Source organism: Paenibacillus xylanexedens (assembly GCF_007676705.1).
GTDB classification, from domain to species: Bacteria; Bacillota; Bacilli; order Paenibacillales; family Paenibacillaceae; genus Paenibacillus; species Paenibacillus xylanexedens_C.
Map to the genome: position 1 here is coordinate 258464 of NZ_VEBF01000001.1, position 20229 is coordinate 278692.

15 protein-coding genes and 1 other annotated feature are annotated in these 20229 nt (G+C 45.4%); of the genes, 3 read left to right on the forward strand and 12 right to left on the reverse strand.

Annotated elements, in window-relative coordinates:
- Positions 1-47: 47 nt before the first annotated feature.
- The 5 genes from FS628_RS01095 to FS628_RS01120 all read right to left on the reverse strand — a co-directional run bounded on the left by FS628_RS01095 (position 48) and on the right by FS628_RS01120 (position 8313).
- Complete coding sequence (locus FS628_RS01095; protein WP_186327682.1) at positions 48-2675, reverse strand: PAS domain S-box protein; 2628 nt, start codon at positions 2673-2675, stop codon at positions 48-50.
- A gap of 269 nt (positions 2676-2944) precedes the next feature.
- Positions 2945-5326, reverse strand: a complete 2382-nt coding sequence (locus FS628_RS01100) for a polyprenyl synthetase family protein (RefSeq protein ID WP_145317797.1) — start codon at positions 5324-5326, stop codon at positions 2945-2947.
- Positions 5327-5515: 189 nt separating this feature from the next.
- Entirely contained in the window at positions 5516-6313 is a 798-nt protein-coding gene (locus FS628_RS01105) for a sulfite exporter TauE/SafE family protein (RefSeq protein WP_145317800.1), read from the reverse strand.
- A 484-nt stretch (positions 6314-6797) separates the two neighbouring features.
- Positions 6798-7553, reverse strand: a complete 756-nt coding sequence (locus FS628_RS01115) for an SDR family NAD(P)-dependent oxidoreductase (RefSeq protein WP_145317805.1) — start codon at positions 7551-7553, stop codon at positions 6798-6800.
- Between the two features lie 289 nt (positions 7554-7842).
- On the reverse strand, positions 7843-8313 hold the full coding sequence (locus tag FS628_RS01120; protein ID WP_145317808.1) for a DUF6376 family protein: 471 nt from the start codon (positions 8311-8313) through the stop codon (positions 7843-7845).
- A gap of 141 nt (positions 8314-8454) precedes the next feature.
- On the opposite strand from FS628_RS01120, the gene FS628_RS01125 reads away from it, so the two are divergent.
- On the forward strand, positions 8455-9423 hold the full coding sequence (locus tag FS628_RS01125) for a bile acid:sodium symporter family protein (RefSeq protein WP_074094894.1): 969 nt from the start codon (positions 8455-8457) through the stop codon (positions 9421-9423).
- Between the two features lie 199 nt (positions 9424-9622).
- On the opposite strand, the gene asd is transcribed toward FS628_RS01125, so the two are convergent.
- From asd to FS628_RS01155, 6 genes are all read right to left on the reverse strand, one after another.
- Entirely contained in the window at positions 9623-10708 is a 1086-nt protein-coding gene (gene asd / locus FS628_RS01130) for an aspartate-semialdehyde dehydrogenase (protein WP_145317811.1), read from the reverse strand.
- Between the two features lie 170 nt (positions 10709-10878).
- Positions 10879-11155 (reverse strand) — a binding site (T-box leader).
- 189 nt (positions 11156-11344) lie between these two features.
- Positions 11345-12190 (reverse strand): class I SAM-dependent methyltransferase, encoded by an 846-nt coding sequence (locus FS628_RS01135; protein WP_145317814.1) that lies wholly within the window; start codon positions 12188-12190, stop codon positions 11345-11347.
- A 101-nt stretch (positions 12191-12291) separates the two neighbouring features.
- On the reverse strand, positions 12292-13164 hold the full coding sequence (galU, locus tag FS628_RS01140; protein WP_145317818.1) for a UTP--glucose-1-phosphate uridylyltransferase GalU: 873 nt from the start codon (positions 13162-13164) through the stop codon (positions 12292-12294).
- Positions 13165-13181: 17 nt separating this feature from the next.
- Positions 13182-13577, reverse strand: a complete 396-nt coding sequence (locus FS628_RS01145; protein WP_145317821.1) for a GtrA family protein — start codon at positions 13575-13577, stop codon at positions 13182-13184.
- Positions 13570-14556, reverse strand: coding sequence for a glycosyltransferase family 2 protein (locus FS628_RS01150; RefSeq protein WP_145317824.1), 987 nt, complete (start codon positions 14554-14556; stop codon positions 13570-13572). Before FS628_RS01150 ends, FS628_RS01145 begins: the two co-directional genes overlap by 8 nt.
- 277 nt (positions 14557-14833) lie before the next feature.
- Complete coding sequence (locus tag FS628_RS01155; protein ID WP_260870973.1) at positions 14834-16987, reverse strand: glycosyltransferase family 39 protein; 2154 nt, start codon at positions 16985-16987, stop codon at positions 14834-14836.
- A 226-nt stretch (positions 16988-17213) separates the two neighbouring features.
- On the opposite strand from FS628_RS01155, the gene FS628_RS01160 reads away from it, so the two are divergent.
- Complete coding sequence (locus tag FS628_RS01160; RefSeq protein WP_062834175.1) at positions 17214-17897, forward strand: response regulator transcription factor; 684 nt, start codon at positions 17214-17216, stop codon at positions 17895-17897.
- Complete coding sequence (locus FS628_RS01165; protein WP_145317830.1) at positions 17897-19414, forward strand: sensor histidine kinase; 1518 nt, start codon at positions 17897-17899, stop codon at positions 19412-19414. The genes FS628_RS01160 and FS628_RS01165 overlap by 1 nt, the downstream gene beginning before the upstream one ends.
- A 255-nt stretch (positions 19415-19669) precedes the next feature.
- Here the strand turns inward: FS628_RS01165 and FS628_RS01170 are convergent, their stop codons facing one another.
- Positions 19670-20140 (reverse strand): GNAT family N-acetyltransferase, encoded by a 471-nt coding sequence (locus FS628_RS01170; RefSeq protein ID WP_145317833.1) that lies wholly within the window; start codon positions 20138-20140, stop codon positions 19670-19672.
- Positions 20141-20229 lie beyond the last annotated feature (89 nt).

Here is a 20229-nt window from a genome sequence, read left to right on the forward strand (position 1 = left end):
TCAAATGATAAGCTAGCGGCTCTCTTGCCGATCAAGTGTTAGTCCATTCAGAGATTACACTTCATGTAATAGGTCTCCATTGCTTGCATAATGGATTCGATCTTAATTGGTTTGCTTACATACGCATCCATGCCTGCTTTCAAGCATTTATCCATATCTCCTCTTACCGCATTTGCTGTCACCGCAATAATATATGGACAATCCTCAGAGGACTTCAATTCTTTAATCATTTTTGTCGCTTCGAATCCATCGAGCCTTGGCATATGCACATCCATGAAGACAATATCGTATGAATCTTGTTTGACCGCCTCGACCGCCTCAACACCGTCCACGACATGATCCACAACATGTCCTTTTTTCTCGATTATCCTGCTAAGGACGAGCTGATTCACTTCATTGTCTTCCGCAATTAGGATTCGCAAGGCGGAGGTTCTGCTCTTTTTCTGTTGTTGATCTAACCTGCTGCCCTCTTCACCGTTGGTTAATTTAAAGCGAGCAGTAAATACAAATGTTGTACCCGGCTCATCCGATTCCTCGATCCAGATATCTCCCTGCATGAGTTCCACCAATTTTTTGCTAATGGCAAGGCCAAGGCCCGTGCCCTGAGGTTTGCGGGTCATGAAATTCTCCAGTTGGTAGAATGGCTCAAATAACTGTTGTTTCCTCTCAAGCGGAATCCCAATACCCGAATCCTTCACCTTAAAATAAAGTTGAACGGTATTGCCACACTTCTCCTTAATGCCAACGTCAATTTCAACGCCGCCCTCTGAAGTGAACTTAACCGCGTTGCCAATGATGTTGGTAAGTACCTGTTTAAGACGGTAAGCATCACCATACACAGGAGTCGGAATGGCGTCATCTACGCACGTACGAACATCCAACTTCTTTTCGCGAGCCAGTGGTTTTACGATTTGCACGGTCTCTGTCACGATTTCTGCGAGATCAAAAGGATCATCTACCAGATCGGTTTTGCCCGACTCGATTTTGGAAAAATCAAGAATATCATTAATGATGGCCAGTAAGGAATCTCCGCTCTTCTGGATGATTTCGATATATTCCTTCTGTTCCCCGCTAAGACCAGGGGTATCCAGAAGCAAATCCGTCATCCCAATTACACCGTTCATCGGTGTACGAATTTCATGACTCATCATCGCAAGAAACTCACTTTTGGCCTTATTCATTCTCTCAGCTGTCTCTTTGGCCACAAGCAGTTTTTTCTGCTCCGTAATATCTTTTGCAATCAAGTAGAACCCGACATTGGAGTTATTAATAATGATCGGAGCAAGCGTAGCCAAGACTTCTGTCTCGGTTCCATCTGTATGACGAACAGCATTAATTTCCTGTTCAGCCATCTCATAATCACTCCGCAGGATCAGACCCAGATTACTGGCTCCGATGAATCTGCTTATGCTTGTGCCCATCATTTCGACCACGGGACAGCCCGTCATTTTCACCGCTACTGGATTGGCATTCATAATATTACCATCCATGTTAAACGAGATAATGGCATCATGATTATATTTCTTAAGTGAGGTGTATCGCTCCACAGATTCCTGCAATTTGAATTCAATACGTTTACGCTCAGTGATGTCCTGTAATGTTCCGTTCAACTGGACTGGCTGCTGATATTCATCGAGCGTGATCAGCCCGCGTAAGTGAAGATACTTCTCACTTCCATCAGAGCTACTGTGCTTGTATTCAAAATCAAGCGGTTTTCCTTGTTTCACCCATTCCATTTGTTCTTGTAAAGAGGCTATGTCCGCAGCATTCATAACTTTAAAAACATCATTTGCACAATATGATTTGCGGGTGCGTTCAAGTTCAAAAATCTCAAAGATCTGATCTGAAAGCGCGATCTGGTCTTTGACCATATCCCACTCCCAACTGCCAATTAAAGCGATGCGTTCAGCCTCTGCACTGATGTCCTTATGTTTTTTTCGTTCGGATACATCTCGTCCAATCGAAAGAATCTGCTGTCCATGCTCAGCATCACCAAAGACCTTGTATGTGGTTTCAAACCACAGATAATGCCCATCTTTATGACGGACCCTAATATCCAACAGATTGCCTTTAGTTAAGTCCATTTTTGAGATCCGTTCCAGATCTTGTGGGTGGAAATATGCATCATTATTTTGACCAATCACTTCTTCTGGCGAATAACCCAATAAACGTTGGACTGAGGGAGAGCAGAATCGACAAACGCCCTCCTGATCAGCAATATAGATGATCTCCTGAGCATGATCTGTAATAAGATTGAACATCTCTTCACTATGCAGAAGTTTTTGTTCAGACATTTTGCGGTCAGTAATATCAACAATATGGCAAATGAAGTAAAGAGGTTCATCCGTAATTTCATTACGAACTAATGAAACATGCAATGAAGTCCATAGGATGTCACCATTTTTATGGATATAACGTTTTTCATATTGATACTCTTTAGATTTACCTTCGAATAGCTCGCAGTTATAGATCACGTCTTGTGGAGAATCATCCGGATGCGTAATATCCTGGTAGGTGAGCTTTGTTAATTCCTCATACGTAAAACCCAGCATACAGCAAAATGCGGGGTTCACTTTTCTCCATTCTCCTGTCGGAGCAACGAGTGCAATTCCAATAGGTGCTTGGTTGTAGATCTGCTCGAACAATTCGTGATGGTCAACCTTTTGAACCTGCATTGTAAACTCTCCTTTTGGCGTATCACTCATGTTATAAATAGTCGAAAGTTAATTTTAATTGGAAGGAAGTTGTTCCACAACGGATCTGTCCGTTTTAAAATCATAATACCAGCTTAGTACCCAAAAATTCAGGCGTCGAAACATATCTTTTCAAAAGTTTGGTGTCTATGAAACCAAACCAGGCCCGGAATCCAATCATATGGAATCCAGACCTTTGTCATTATATATCATTATAAGTCATATGTTGCAAGGCATTGCGAGAAAATGGGTCAGCGCTCCCGCCCAACGAGATAATCCAATAGGTGTCTCAAAAATGGAATAGGTTTCGGCATCTCATTCAATGCATCTGTTGCAAAACAATAATGCTCCCACATCGCTTTCTTTGCGCCTTCATCACCAAGAATGGATACAAAGGTTGAATTGTTGTTCCGTTCATCTTGACCTGCCGGTTTACCAAGGATAAGGTGATCGCCCTCATAATCCAGCAAATCGTCCTTGATCTGAAAGGCGATCCCCGCATGATACGCGAATTTCTTCAGGATTGCAATCTCCGGATCCTTTACTTGAGCCAGAATGGCTGGCATGACAAGGGCAGCCTCAAAGGCAATGCCTGTTTTGTAAAAACAGATCATGTTTAACTGCTCCAGCGTCAAAGCCTTGCCTTTGGAGTTCAGATCCATCGCCTGCCCCATGCACATATCCTCTGCTTTTTCAGCTGAATATTGAATCAGTGTGAGCACAGTCGCCGCATCGAAGTGATCCAATGATGACTGCTCACCAATCGCCTTTTGAATGAGAAACAGACCCGTAAGTTCTGCTGTGGCGCTATTGTGTACCTGATGCAGCGTGGAGCGACCACGCCTTGTCGAAGCATTATCTTGGGTAGGCAGATCATCAAAGATCAGGGAAGCAGTATGCATGTACTCCAGCGACCTAAGCAGTGGAACGATGGAGGATTCAGGTAAACCATACTCGCGCACACCCATAACCCACGTCAATATGGGGCGTAGCCTTTTTCCATCTCCCTGCAAGCTGTAATTGGCTGCATCGATCAGCGTTTCTTTCATCTCGGGAAGTCCACCGGGCTTGGTTATCTGTAACTCCACATTAATCTGTTCGCGAACTGTTCGAATGGTCTGCCGGAACTCCTCTTTCTCCTGCTTGTCATTCTTCAATTGAAGTACGACCTGATCCCGTAACAATTTATCGAGGAAATCGACATCATCTGCTTTGCGTACCATCTGTTGAACCAATCGATTGAATTCGGGCTGTCCGGAAGCAAAAATCAGCATCACTTCATCATATTTCTCCTGACCCAGGCGCTCTTTACAACGCTTCAGACCGTTAATGGCACGATCCAGTATGACCTCGCGGGTCTTGGCGTCCGAGTTATATACATCATGGATCAGATGCGAGATGACAGCCCAGTACAATTCATAGGGATTAATCAAGTCGGGGCGCAGGTCGCGATACTTCAAATAGTACGTATACGGAGTTACTGCGCCTTCTTCCATATCGTCAAACATATCGGCAAAATCATCTGCAAGCTGATTGTATATTCCGTAATAGAACGTCCGCAGATCGAATCCTTCATCCTCCTGAGCACTGAGAACAGATCGAACGATTAAGCGGGAGGAAGATGACTTGATAATAATCGGAATGTACAATTCTTCATTCGTATAATTCGCATTGGATAATTTCTTGTTGCGATCGATCTCCTGAGACTGAAAGAACACATAGGATTGCTCGAGGAACGTGCGCTGAGTCTCCGGACGCTGATAGTTCTTAATATACTCAAATGCTTCCCGAAGCTCGGAATGAACATATCTAATCACTTCCAGATTACTGCCTTTCCACTCTCCCAGATCGGGTACGACCCCGGTAAGAAGTGCATCACGTATCATCAGGGAATATTGTTCTTTTTCCTGAACAGTCAAGGCCTGAGAATCCAACAGGTCATCTACAAATGGATACGTCAAACCGTACGAATAACCGAGTCTGATTGCCGCATCAAATCTCCGCGACCGTTCTTCAGGTGGTGTCTGCTCGTTCATCTCATCGTCCACATGAAGGACCACACCGAGAATGATCTTGATGAGCTTCCTCTGCGCCTGCTCTGCATCCAGCTCTTTCGGGATGTTGGATGCTACGTTCTTTAATTTGTTCATCACCCAGATGACAGCCGATTCAATGTGTTCCTTCTGTCCCCATCGGTACAATGCAGCCAGACTGATATAATCAGGCTGTCCTTTGCGTTCGGTAGCAGAGCGCATAAAGTATTTTTTAGTATTCTGGACAACGTGCTGAATTCGGGTCTGCGTATCTGCAGAATCAAGGGCTTGCCCCAGGTCCCGCATATAAATATAGGAGATACTCCGATCCAGATAATCATCCAGTCTTCCTGTCGCATTCAGCCAATGAATATATCTATGAGTATCCCGGGAATCCGGTTTTCTTTTGCTTGGTGATAAAAGAGAAAGCCAGGCAAAACGATGAATATGTTTTTTTTGCCAATCATGAATATCTTGGGTGAGTGCAGTTGTATACGAATTATTCATAAGTTGCTGTTGAAGAGAAGTAAAATACTGCGATGCTTTCTGCTCAGCTAGCCGATATCCTGCATCAGCCTGATCTATAAGTACGTTATTCATAGGGTGGATACCTCAACTTCTATTAATGTTAAACATGTATCCATGAAAGGAGTGTGAGGTGCTCCATGGACGAAAACTGAACTCATTCGGGTGGTATATCCTTCGCGTCAGCTCATGTTCATAACCTTTATACGGCGATCGAACCGTTTGGTTACGAAATAGTCATTGTTCATGCCAACGGACTTGATTTTACAAAATGGAGGACCAGACTTTTACCGCTGTGATGGCAATAAGTACAATTAATGCATACCGAAGTACGCTCACATTGATCATCGAACTAACCCGTGAACCAAGGGATGCCCCCAACAGACTTCCGATTACCGTATATATGATGGGTTCCAGCGGAATGTCTCCACCCGTAATCTTCCCCATAACCCCGCCAATGGCGGAGATAAATACAATCGCCAGCGATGAAGCAATCGTCGTCCGTACTGGAATGTTTAGAATCGTCAGCATGATGGGAATGAGAATAAAGGCACCACCCGCACCAACAATTCCAGAGACAATGCCTACTGTAAAAGCAGTACCTGCCGCAATCCATCGGTTATACACTAGCGGATCTGATGTCTCAAGCTTTCCTTTTCCGGGAATCAGCATGAGAACAATCGCAATGATAGCCAGAATGCCATAGATCAGATTAATAACCCTACCGTCCAGATAACCGGATATGAAGCCCCCGATCAGACTGCCAGCAAGAATGCTGGAGCCCATGTACAGCACCAATCCGCGGTGAACGATAGCCCCACCACTTCTACCCGTTCGTACTTTTCTGCGGAATGCAATCACACCAGCAAGTGAAGCAAAGAATACTTGAAACATACTGATCGAAGATACCTGATGTGCTGAGAACGGCTCTAGCCCCATGAGGGATGGAACATATAACAGTAGCGGATAATTGATAATGGCACCACCGATACCCAACAAACCGGAGAAGAATGAACCGATCAGACCCAGTATGAACATGATGACAAAAAGCAGAAGATCCATCGGTTATGCGCTTCCTTTCTTGCTATATAGATCTCATTTCTATTCAGCTTAAAACTGGTATACACAGCGAATATTATCCGTTATAATAAAAACCAAGTAAATTAATCCGAAATGAGTGATTAAGCATGTTTAACGTGTTGAAGGCTCTTTTTGAAAATAAATGTCCACTATGCAACGAAAAATTACAAGTTCACAACGATGCATTATGCTCGACAAAAATATGTTCTCAATGTCATTACAAAGAAGAGAGCTATGGCTCTCTGGGTGTTCGAATTGTGTATGACACACCACAAAATGATAAAAAGATTCAACCTTGCTAATTGTATCACGATCTCTGAATTTTCGGGATAATTCGACAAACTAATTTATAACATATGACAGGTTTACTATTATGATAAAAATACAAAAACGGTGCAAAACGAATAAATCGTTCTGCACCGTTTTTTTCTGTTTTTTTGCAAATGAGTTTCTTTGTAAACCTTGCTTATTTGGTTTTGAAGCTGAGGAAGCCATCATCCACTGCGATAGTTGTACCGTTCACTGCACTTGCTGCTTCACTGAACAGGAATGTAACCACACTGGCTACTTTTTCCGGTTGAATGAGCTCTCCACGCATATGTTGGGTAGCAAGCGCATCCTTCATGGCTTGGTCATCACCCAGAATCGGTGTTTCGATAAAACCAGGCGCTACTCCAACCACGCGAATTCCATGCTCAGCCAGTTCCAGTGCACCGGATTTGGACATCATGACAACAGCAGCCTTGGCTGCATTGTAGTTGAAGCTGCCCACTGCTGCAACACTTCCATAGATCGAAGCGGTATTAACAATGGTACCTTGTACATTCAATTCAACCATCTTTTTCGCACCATAATACATGCCGTAGTATACACTATGCTGGTCTACATCAATGACTCTGTGATAGGATTCCGGGTCCATCTCCAGAAATGGCTTCACAAGTCCAATCCCTGCGTTATTGAAAATACCGCTTAGCGTACCATATTGCTCTACTGTCCAATCAATCAGGGCTTTGATCTCGTCCCCTTTGGATACATCCACTTTGTACGCGCCTGCTGTTCCGCCTGCTGCTTCAATCTCTGCGGCAAGCTTCTTCGCACCGTCTTCATTATAGTCAGCAACAACAATAGTCGCGCCTTGATCCGAAAGTTGAAGTGCTGTCTCTTTACCAATACCACTAGCTCCACCTGTAATAATGATTACTTTTCCATTGTGTTCAGTCATGACGCAGTTCTCCTTTGGCAAAACATATTTAGTTACAGTATAAACTTATAGTAAGTAACTATATTTTATTAACTTATATACTTATCATACGCCTATGTCAAAACCTTGTCAAATCATAGATCATCTTCACATGAATATGAGATAAATGTCATATGCATCTCATAATTACATAATATAGTCTAGCTCCTGTGATATTAAATATGCATCCGTTTTCGGAAAATTAAAAAGACGGGATATCGGTAATTCAGTCATTCCGATATCCCGCCCTTTTAAAGTTTAAGATTACAAACTATTCACCCTGAAGCCCGCTTAGCGGATCTCTCAGGTTATTAATGTTTGTAATCAGTTCAGGAATCCCTGTCTTCTCCCAATTTTCTGCCGTAAAACCTTGCTCCGCAATCGTATTCTCGAAATTGCCTACCACTTCGGTTAATTGCGTATTATAGCTGACCAGATTCTCATGAATGCTTTCTCCTATCGCTGGTGCCGTCAGCTGAGAAAATTCGCTCGCTTCTGCTTGGATCAGATCAATTTTCTCCTGAATCTGAGTCGTTATCTCCGGATTATTCACCGCACTCGATGCGAGCTCTTGCAGATCAGCCCCGGCGTTCGATACCTGTTCTATATAATCAGTAGCCCCACTCACATAATTTAGACTTTGATTGGCTTGTTCCACGACAGAACAGGCTGAAATCAGCAGAATACTTGATGCAATAAGGCCTGTCATCATTAACGTGTGCTTTCTTTTTCTTATGAACATGATCATCTCCCCTTCTCCTCATCGGAATCCTTGTTCCAAGTCCATGATACCTGTTTGGACTGCTTCATTGCAAATGGGTCTGCAGCCAGCGTTATTAACATGTATAATAGTAGAATCACACGGTAAAGGGATGTCATGATTATGCTTCAAGCCTTAAACCAACGCTTGAACCGCATCATGCCACTGATTACCCCAATCAGCATTATTATTGGCGTGTTATGCGGGAGTTTTCTTTCTTCTTATACCTTTTTATCCCCTTGGCTCTTTGCGTTCATGACGTTCGCTGGAAGCATCAGTCTGGGGATACGGGATTTTGTGAACGTGCTGAAGAAGCCGTTCCCCCTGTTTGTATGTCTGTTCATATTGCATTTGGCAATGCCACTCATTGCTCTGGGCATGGGTCATCTGGTCTTTCCTACAGATGCGTACACCATTACGGGCCTCGTTCTGGCAGCCGTGATTCCGACAGGAATAAGCAGTTTCATCTGGGTTAGCATCTATCGGGGCAATATCGCACTTACGCTCTCCATTATCCTGATTGATACCATGCTTGCCCCTTTCGTTGTACCCGGGGTGTTATCCCTGCTAATCGGCACCAGTGTCACACTGGATACGGCAGCTATGATGAGCAGTCTGTTCTGGATGATTGTTGTACCATCCCTGCTCGGTATGCTGCTGAATGAGTGGACCAAAGGCGCCATTGTCCCGGTCTGGGGACCGAGATTGAATCCGTTGTCCAAATTGTTCATGGCATCAGTCGTCGCGATTAACGGATCCGTCGTTGCGCCTTACTTGGCTGATTTCAACTGGAAGTTGGCTGGACTTGCGGTCATCATTATTTTCCTGGCGTCATTCGGTTATGCACTAAGTTATTTCATCGCCCGATTGTTGGGCTGGAATGAGGCCGATCAGGTCGCTCTCGTATTCAATGGAGGCATGCGCAATATTAGCGCAGGCGCAGTATTGGCTGTTTCCTATTTTCCGCCACCTGTTGCTGTCCCGGTCGTGCTTGGCATGGTATTCCAACAGATGCTCGCTTCACTGACAGGTTATTTGCTCGGTCGTCGCTCGCAGCTTCTGCAAAAGTCGGATAAGACATCCGCTGCCTAACAACATACTGGAATGTTTAAAAAACGCCGACATCATTGTCGGCGTTTTTCGTTACGGGTAACCTCTACTGTAATCTCTTTTATCTAATCCTGCCCATTTCCCAATCCCTGCCCACAATAAGAAAAAACCATCAACGAGTGATGGTTTTCAAATAATCATTCTGTTCAGAAATCTGTTACTGCTCATGATGCTTTCGTGCTTATTTCGGCTGAATATATCCTTCAGCTTTAAGCAGTTCTGCGATCAGAACCGCACCACCTGCCGCTCCGCGGAGCGTGTTGTGCGACAATCCCACGAATTTGTAATCATAGAGTGAATCTTCGCGAAGTCGGCCTGTGGAGACACCCATTCCACGTTCGATGTCACGATCCAGTTTCGTCTGTGGTCTGTTCTCTTCTTCAAAATACGTAATGAATTGTTTTGGTGCGCTTGGCAAAGCCAGTTCCTGCGGGCGACCTTTGAACTGCAACCAATGCTCCAGAATTTCGTCTTTGCTTGGTTTTTTCTCGAAGTTGACAAACACTGTAGCCAGATGCCCATCCGTTACCGGTACACGGATACATTGTGTTGTAATTAACGGAGCGGATGCTTTGACGATCTGATTATTTTCGATGCTACCCCAGATCCGCAGTGGTTCCTGCTCACTCTTCTCTTCTTCGCCACCGATGTATGGAATGACATTATCGAGCATATCAGGCCAGTCGGTAAAGTTTTTACCTGCTCCGGAGATTGCTTGGTACGTGGAAGCGACAACCTGAGTCGGGTTGAACTCACGCAAGGCATGCAGTGCTGGCACATAGCTCTGAATCGAGCAATTTGGTTTTACGGCAATGAATCCGGTTTTGGTACCCAGACGTTTTCTCTGTGCTTCAATGACATCCAGATGTCCCGGGTTAATCTCAGGGATTACCATAGGAACATCAGCCGTCCAGCGGTGAGCCGAGTTGTTGGACACGACAGGTGTGCCAGTCTTCGCATAAGCCTCTTCGAGCGCTTGAATTTCGTTCTTTTTCATATCAACTGCGCAGAAAATAAAATCAACCTGGCTGGCAAAAGCCTCTACCTGGGAAGCATCCTGAACAACGATTTTCTTCACAGCTTCCGGAATAGGAATTGCGAGTTTCCATCTGCCTTGTACGGATTCTTCATATGTTTTACCTGCCGAATTGGCGCTTGCAGAAATAGCTGTTACTTCAAACCATGGATGTTGATCGAGCAGGTCCACAAAACGCTGACCTACCATTCCCGTTCCTCCGACGATACCGACTTTCAATTTTGCTGACATTCAATCATCATTTCCTTTCGGTTTGAGTGATTCTTCTCTTTGAATCAATTTCATAACTCACTAAAAACGTATTATGAAATTGACTCGTTAATTAACACTATTCAGGCAATCCCAAAGCGTGTAGTCACAGCCCCGGAAAAACCAAAAAATCCCATCCCCAAGACAATAGTCTCAGGGACGAGATTGAACTCTCGTGGTACCACCCAGATTCGCCGATATGTCACCATATCCGCCTCTTCAAGTAAAGGATTACAACTATGTTGCTAGCTGTAAGCCGTTCACACTCTAGCTCTGTAACAGGAGCTCCTGTCACACCATCCCTTAATGCTAAGTTCCGATGTGCTGCTCTGAGTCTTTATTCAATAAAAGATTCTTTACTCCTTTTCAGCTGCCGGAGCTCTCTTTGAAAGAATGAATTTTATCTACTCGTCTCTTCATCGCATTTGATATTGCGATTATAATATCAAAATTACTGTGATGAAGTAAACACATTTTTTTAGATAACGGAATTTATACGTTTTCAGCGGAGCTGAACAATCCAATTATTGCAAGGAAAACTTCAGCTAAATGCGGTCTGTCTCCTGTGAAAGCCGTCGATAGATGTTTTTCTATAAATTGCTGCAAATGGCTATTTCTTTACTGCTTTTTGGCAACAATCGCATACGTTCCCAGTGGACTCCCATGCCCCGAGGTATGATGTGTCCTAAGTAATTTCAGTTCGGAAAGAAGAAGTGTTTTTACTTTGTCCGGAATCGGAAGCAGTTTCAGTTCCACAGGCGCTTCTGCGAGTGTCATTTCGGTTTCCCAGCGACCGTCCTGCAGTTCGGGAGAATGGATCGAAGTCTCTTCCTTCATCGTCCAGCCTGCTGCTGAGACAAGCTCTTGAATATCCTCTGGTGTAAAGAGCGTGCGCACATTGGAGAAGCTGTTCTCCTTGTAACATTCGATCTGGGACTGAATCAGAACGGATAACCAGTGCGAGAGCTGGCTCACATCTGTAACTCGTGCATCCCATTCAGCAAAACATAACTGATGTCCCCACGTCCTAACCTTGCTAAGAATCTGCGCGAGTTCATCAAATGATTTCAGGTACCATGAACAATGGGATAGCACAATCACATCAAACTCACTCTCGGCGAATTGGGCTTGATCACTTAGAATGTCGAAATCATAATCCATTCGAATTCGGTTACCCAGTGGAGATCTCCGCAGCTTGGCTGCCGCTTCGCCTACGGTCAGCGGTGAACCATAATCCTCTGGTGCAATATCTACACCATGAACGTACCCATGCTCCCCCACCAGATGTGCAAGCACGGCCGTTGTATCTCCCTGCCCACACCCGATTTCCAGAACGCGGCTGCCTTCCTGTATCCCCCAAAAGTGTCCCAGTTTCATCCGATGCTCGGTCTGAATGTACTGAATGGCGGCGTTGTCCTCCACGTCCATATACTTAATAAGGTCCCTGATGATAGACTCATTCATGATTCCTCACTCCTCAAAGAGCAACTTGAACTTTCTTGCTCATTGTAGCGTTACAGGAAGGATTGTACAATGCTGGAAAAACCTTTGCTACATATCAATCCCTATGCCCACTGGGTTGCAAGCTTCTGAAGATATGGTGTAAGCATGGGCTGTAATTCCTTGCGCATCAGTCCGATCTCCAAGATCGCCTGAATATATCCGAATTGATCGCCGATATCGTAGCGGCGTCCCTCCAGTTCAAGGGCTAACAGTTCCTCCGTCTGACTTATTTCTTTCAAGGCATCCGTTAACTGATATTCCCCTCCAGCCCCTCTCTCGATCTGATCCAGAATGGGAAAGATAGAAGGTTTCAATATGTATCGTCCCATTACAGCTGTACGGGATGGCGCTTCCGCAAGAGAAGGTTTTTCGACCAGATTGGTGACCCGGTGAACCCGGTCCTCAGCACCATTCGAATCAATAATGCCATATTTGCTAACATTTTCCGCGTCTACCTGACGGACACCAATGATCTGGTTGCCTGTTTTTTCATAGAGATGAACCATCTGTGCAAGTGCAGGCGGATCAGACACCATTATGTCATCTCCTAGCAATACAGCGAAGGCCTCAGCTCCTACAAATTGCCGTGCACACCCAATGGCATGCCCCAATCCAAGCGGTTCTTTTTGACGAATAAAATGAATATTTGCCATCTCGCTGATGGCCTGCACCTCTTCCAGTAAAGACTGTTTGCCTTTGGCATACAAAGAGTGTTCAAGTTCAACCGATTTATCAAAATGGTCCTCTATGGATTTTTTGTTGCGTCCGGTCACAATGAGGATATTCTCAATGCCTGACTGCACTGCTTCTTCAACGATGTATTGGATAGCCGGTTTGTCCACAATCGGTAACATCTCTTTGGGCTGTGCTTTGGTCGCTGGCAGAAAACGGGTTCCGAGACCCGCTGCCGGAATGACTGCTTTTTTAATTCGCATTTCATCATACACTCCTTTCATATGTTCGTTGTACGAAACACCCAATATCTGCTGGCCATATAATTTAGAACCATTCCGATCAAGGTTGCCAGAATCTTGCTTATCACGAGACTCCAACCCAGCATATCGTGCAAAGTCATCAGAATGAGGGCGGATAACGCGAGAACGATGAGATTCGTGATTAGAAAACGAATAAGTTTCGCTCTATCGCCGCCCCCTCGTGCCGTATCTCGAAAAGTCCACCTGCCGTTCAGCCAATAACTGTTCGCCACACCGCAGCTGTACGAGATTACTTGAGCAATCAGAACCGGTACACCGACCACTGCCAATAAAACAAATACCACTGCATCCACTGCCGTATTCGTGACCCCCACAATTCCAAACTTGAAGATTGTGACCAGACGATTAGTCATGGTGAGCCACTCGGGCTGTCAATCGGGATTGCACTTGCTGGCTCTCGGCCTGAACCACGTCTCTCACAATGTATAGCGGACGCGCCTTGGTCTCATCATAGATTCGGCCAACGTACTCGCCCAGAATACCCAGCATAATCAGGATGAATCCGTTAAACATCAGCATGATACTCACAATGGAAGGCCATCCTTTAATGGTTGAATCCGTAAAGATAGCCGAACCAATAACCGTTAGCATATAGATGAATCCGCCAACCGACAGAATCGTACCTACATAACCTGCGAGCTTGAGCGGTTTATACGAAAATGATGTAATGCCGTCCAGGCTCAGCTTTAGCATGCGTTTCAGCGGATATTTCGTTTCTCCTGCCAAACGTTCATCACGTTCGTATTCAATGGCAGTCTGATGGAAACCAACCCAACTGACCAACCCGCGCACGAACCGATTTTTCTCTGGAAGACGTTTCATCTCATCACATACTTTGCGGTCAATCAGGCGGAAATCTCCGGTATCCACCGGGATATCCGTATCGGTTGAAGCACGGAGTACACGATAGAAGAGACTGGCCGACCATTTCTTGAAGCGGGTTTCCCCACTTCGTCTGGTGCGACGGGCATACACGACTTCATAGCCCTCTTTCCACTTCGCGATCATATCCAGAATCAGTTCGGGAGGGTCCTGAAGATCCGCATCAATAATAACGACCGCATCCCCCGCTGCATAATCCATACCTGCTGTTATCGCAATCTGATGACCGAAGTTACGGGCAAAATCAATCAGTTTCACACTCTCGTCCCATCGGGCGTAGTCACGAATCATCTGTGCACTTTGATCCCTGCTGCCATCATTAACAAATAGCAGTTCATAACTCTCCCCTGTGCTACCCATGACTTTCTTCAGACGCCGATAGGTCTCCTCGATCACCGCTTCCTCGTTATACATGGGAATAATAATACTGTATCGGTACGTGTGAGCCATGTTCGTCCCCTCCCTTTTCAATGGACTTCGTTCGAGATTTTCATTCTATACAAATTGAACCAAAGATTATTTACACTGCACACTTCGATGACAGAACAACCTTCCGATCGCTGTTATCCCCAGATTTTTTTGATTCCTTTTATAAAGGGAAAATCCGGGGATAGCGTATGCTTCCGATGTAGCTTTCTTGCAGAAAGCTTGTAGGCGAACGCTTCGCTTTTTCAGGTTTTTTCTGTCCTCTCCGTTATCGTGTGAATGATAAGTTCAATTTATATAGCTACAATTTCACTTCGTACAAGGTGGTCTGTCCGCCGAATCCAAATCCAGTTCTGTTTCCGGTGTCTCCGTTATCCGTAGATCCGCTATCCGTGCCTGTCTGCCATTCAGAGGACGGAATCTCGGTACCATGCTCTTTGATCCAATCGCTAATGTCCGAGTTCCCTCCTCGTCCACCCATGCCGCCAACCAAGAAGTACTTCACTTGCCCACTCTTGACAAGTTGTTCCAGTTCCTCTGTTGTGTACACCGGGTCTGACCCGGAGAAACCTCCCAGTGTAATCACCGCTTCATTCTCATCGATGATATAAGGTGCTGCCTGATTATAGTCTGTTGTGGCGAAGAGATACGTTTCGCCTGTATTGTGCTCTTTCAGATAATTCAGTGTGGTTGTATCCACTTCTTCGTTACGGTTACCCATTCCGCCACGGCCACCCATTGCAGGCATTCCTGTGACTCCTTCACCGTTACCCATCGGCATGCCCATTCCGGCTCCACCAAACATGCTATTGGAACCAGTAGGTCCTGCTGCAGGAATCATACTGTTACCACCGTATTTAATCGGGGTAAATGCCCAGTAGATTGGACCGATCAGCATGACCACGAATCCCGCGATAACGAAACCCTGTTTCCATCGATGTGTACGTCGAAGCATAACGGCCAGGATAACCGTGACCAGAATGCCTGCGATCAATTCACTAATGGACCAGCCTGCACCGATCGTATCGTTATACACCTGCATGATATACCAGCCGAACAAGGTCGTCAGCAGCACGGACTCCGGAAGCAACCAGGCCTGCCAGCCAATTCGTTCACGATATAACTTCCACATGGCTACATACCCTGCGCCAGTCAGCGCCGCAATTGGAGGTGCAAGCATAATCAGATAATATTGATGGAAGAAACCTGCCACACTGAAAAAGGCAGCAACGGGAAGCAGCCAGGCCAGCCAGAATAAAGCCTCCTTGTGCTTGTTCGTAATATTTCTCCGTCTCAACCCTGCAAATAAGGCAATACATCCAAGCAATACAACTGGCAGAAGCCAGCTGGCTTGACCTGACAGTTCAGTCTGGAACAGACGCAGAGGACCTTTTTCCCCCGTACCAAACATTCCTCCCTTGCCTCCGCCGAAATTTCTTCCATTTGGCATTTCCATATCATTCGGCATCTGCCCGTTCGGGAAATTGCCATTCGGCCCATTCATGCCGCCCATGGCGTTCAAGCCGTTCGAACCATTCATATTATCGTTATCCGGTGCATTGACATCTTGCCCAGCGCCAGGAACACCACTGTCTGTCTGATTAGGGCCTGAAGACAAGTCTCCTCGATTGCCACGATTATTGCCCTGTCCAGTAGCGTTCGGCATACCTGCGTTACCTGCAGTATTCTGCTGACCCGTTAGGCGAGCCAGACCATTGTATCCAAATGCCAGTTCCATGACCGAGTTTGTTTCACTGCTGCCGATATAAGGCCGCTCGTCTTCGGGTATAGAATCCACAGTGACCGCCCAGGATAAGGAAACCACCGCCAGAACCGCTGTGCTGCTGATCAGCAGGATGATCTTCCTTCTCCACTTCGCCTGAAATGCGAGCAGATAGAACAAGTAAAAAGCCGGGAGAATCATGTAGGCTTGAAGCATTTTCATATTGAAGGCTAAGCCTATTAACCCGAAGGCAACCAAAATGCGCCAAGCACTGCCTTGTTTGCTGCCTTTGAACAAAAACCATGAACCCAACAGCAGCGTAAACACCAGCATGCTGTCAATATTGTTGGTCCGACTGACTGCCGCCACGACAGGCACAGTCGCCATCGTAAGTGCCGAGATTCGTGCTGCTGCAAAACCATATGTAGGTTTCACCATGAAATAAATCAGGAGCACCGAACCGACTCCCGCTAATACCTGCGGCAAAATAACGCTCCATCCATGCAATCCGAATACATAGGCAAAGGCCGTCTGAATCCAGAAGACAACCGGTGGTTTATCAACAGTTACCGAGCCTGCCGAATCGAGTGAAGCAAAGAAAAAGTTATGGAAGTTGCTGAGCATACTCCCAACAGCAGTCGTATAATAGGAATTCGCATATGGATCGTTCCAGATGCCGTACCCGTTCAGAAATGCCGCCAGTAATACAATCGGCAGAAGGACAAAATCCATCCTTCTTTTGGTGTTATTCAATGTTAATCACTCCTTATTAGTTCTTCATGTCTAGTATTGTGACATGCCAAAATAAAGCTGGGATGAGTGCCCGCTGAATGTTGTCTGAGGATAATTCATAATCCTTTCAGCTAAATTTCAGTTTGGCCAGCGATAATACTACATACAGTCCCTCCAAAGTGAGGGAGAAATTTAGATGGATTCAAGCAGGGAGGGAACGCACATTATGAAGCTTAGCAGCGGAATTAAAATACTTTTGGCTGATGATGAACCGCATATTTTGCAATTTCTGGAACTGGGATTAAGTAATGAAGGTTTCGATGTGCGCACCGCACCGGATGGAGCAGCTGCACTAGAGTTGGCGCTTGAATTCAGGCCGCATATGGCTATTTTGGATGTCATGATGCCAGAGATGGATGGATTCGAAGTGGTCGAGCGTCTGCGTAAGACTGGTGCCCAGGTTGGCGTAATTATGCTGACAGCGAAAGACGAAGTCGAAAATCGGGTGAAAGGCTTGTGGCTAGGTGCTGACGATTACATGATCAAGCCTTTTGCCTTCGACGAGCTGCTCGCCCGGATTCAGGCCAGATTACGCAATCAATTTCCTTTATTAATAGGAGCCGTCACTCATGGACCCTTCCGAATTGATGATCAGCGCAAAGAGATCACTTATCAGGATCAGGTTCTGGAACTGTCTCCAACTGAATATGAACTGCTAAAATTTATAGTGCTTAATCATGGGATTGTACTCAGTAAAGCGACCATTCTGAGCCGGGTGTGGGGGTATGATTTTGGCGGGGAAGAAAATATTGTGGAGGTATACGTCCGCTCCTTGCGTGACAAACTCGGGGATAAAGAGCATAGACTTATTCGCACGCTTCGGGGTGTCGGGTACAGGGTGGATCTCTGATGAGTTCGCTGTCCAAGAAAAATAAACTTCGTTTAGAGCGTCTGCACCAATGGATCTGGCCTCGTTCACTGCGCTCTCAATTGCTCTCACGTTCCCTGTTCGTGCTTGCCGGGCTGTTATTGTTAATCGGTATTTTGCAATTTTGGATCATGGAAAGTTTTCTCTACCGGAATCAGGCAAAAACCATGGAAGAACAGCTCATGTCCATGCCCCCGGTTTGGCTCGGAATCCAGTCCCGTAGCGGCGCTTCCAACAATCCTTTTGGTGGACAGGCAGGAAACGGGTCTGGCAATCGGGTGTTGTTTATTCCAGACCGTTCACTGGCTCTGTTTGATAACCAAGGCACGTTCGAAGATGTTTTTGGAGAAGATGGTCTGAACGCCCCTCATCTCTCAACCGTTGCATATCAGGACATTACAACGCAGTTAAAAGAACAAAAACATATTCCCTACCGAATCGTAACGGATAGCCAAGGGAATGAGCAATTGATTGTATTCGCCTCACCTGGTCCACGTAATCGCGGGTTACCGATGGTCCAGATGGGCACGGCTACGAAACCACTGAGAGATCTGATTATTAAACAGCTTCTTATCTTCATCATGTTATCGCTTCTGGCCATGGTAGCCGGTCTTATTCTATACACCAAGGTATTACGCCGGACGCTTGTTCCCCTGTCCAACATGGTGAATAAAGTACAGCAGATCGATGTAGGCAGTCTCGCAGAACGCCTTCCCGCCGTTCAGGGACAAGAAGAAGTGGATCAGCTCGCACTTTCATTCAATGGCATGCTTGAAAGGCTGGAGAACTCGTTTGAAGCGGAGCGGGAATCGAAAGAGCAGATGCAGCGTTTCTTATCCGATGCTTCCCATGAACTGCGTACCCCCCTCACCTCGATTCATGGCTTTATCGAAGTTCTACAGCGGGGTGCAGCGACCAATCAAGATCAATTGTATAAAGCGCTGGACAGTATGCACGGCGAGTCGATACGAATTAACAAGCTGGTTGAAGATTTGCTGCTTCTGACCAAACTGGATCAAGCTCCAAAGCAGGAACGAGAGATCATTCAACTGGATAGTCTGCTACTCGAAATGCAACCACAGCTGGCCATGATGGCTCAACGAAGATCCATTCATCTCGATCTGACGGCTGAAGTCCATATCCTCGCTGACCCTTACAAGCTGAAGCAGGTTGTGCTGAATCTGTTCCATAATGCGGTTCAGCACACCGATCCAGAGCACGGAGCCATCTCCATAACGCTATATGCCACTCACCATAAGGCTGAATTGTCCGTGAAGGATAACGGCACAGGCATTGAACCTGAACATCTGCCCCATATCTTTGAGCGATTTTACCGCACAAGCAGTTCTCGTTCGCGAAAACAAGGTGGTGCAGGTCTTGGTCTAGCCATTACCCGCTCGATTGTGGAGTCGCATGGTGGGAAAATTACCGTACAAAGTCAGGTAGGCTTGGGAACGGAATTTATGATTTTACTGCCGCTGAATAAGGCTGATGTCTAAGCTGAGCGTAACCCCTAAGTAGCCTATAAGTTGGCTATAAGCAGCTTACGTAAGATCTACTTGATCATTACTCATGCTCTAGTCAAGCTCTCCAAACGCTTCCATTTTAATTCCCGCTCTTGATTGCATGACGAATCCCCCTCTCATTTCGATTTAGAAAATGGAGGGGGATTCTATTTTGTATCCGATTGTACAGTTGTAGCCCAATTGTTTCGGGCTAACGAATCTGAGACGTCTTATTCAAGGATTTGAAGTTTATATATGCTTTTCATAAAATACCATAGTCATTTTGTCGTTAATTGTTTTTGTTGCACCCGTTTTTTTGTAGCCTATCTTTTCATACAAATAACAGTTCCCTTTCTCTTGTAAGATGGTACCCAATTTCCATGACTTTGCATCATCATATATCTGCTCAACCATTGTAAAAACTTTTTGTGCAATTCCTTTTCCTTGATGTTCTGGCAGTATAAAAATTGGGCTAACACTATAGATATGATTATCTTTTTCCACGACTCTAATCCCACCAACAGCAACCTCAAGATGATGAATTATGAAATAATCTGTGAAAGATTGATTGATTTGAGTAATAATTCTTTCTACGGTTTCATTGGCAGGGCTTGTTGCAAAATCCTGATATTTTTCCAACAAGGGCATAAATGCTTTGACTTTCATTTCATGAATAGTCACTGCATCTTTTAAATCTGCTTTATATAGTGAAACCTCCATTAGATATATACCTCCGATTGATACGCTTGTTAGAAATACGATTTATAGTACTTGCTCTGTTAACTTAGTACAAGAAAGATATTCGTCTA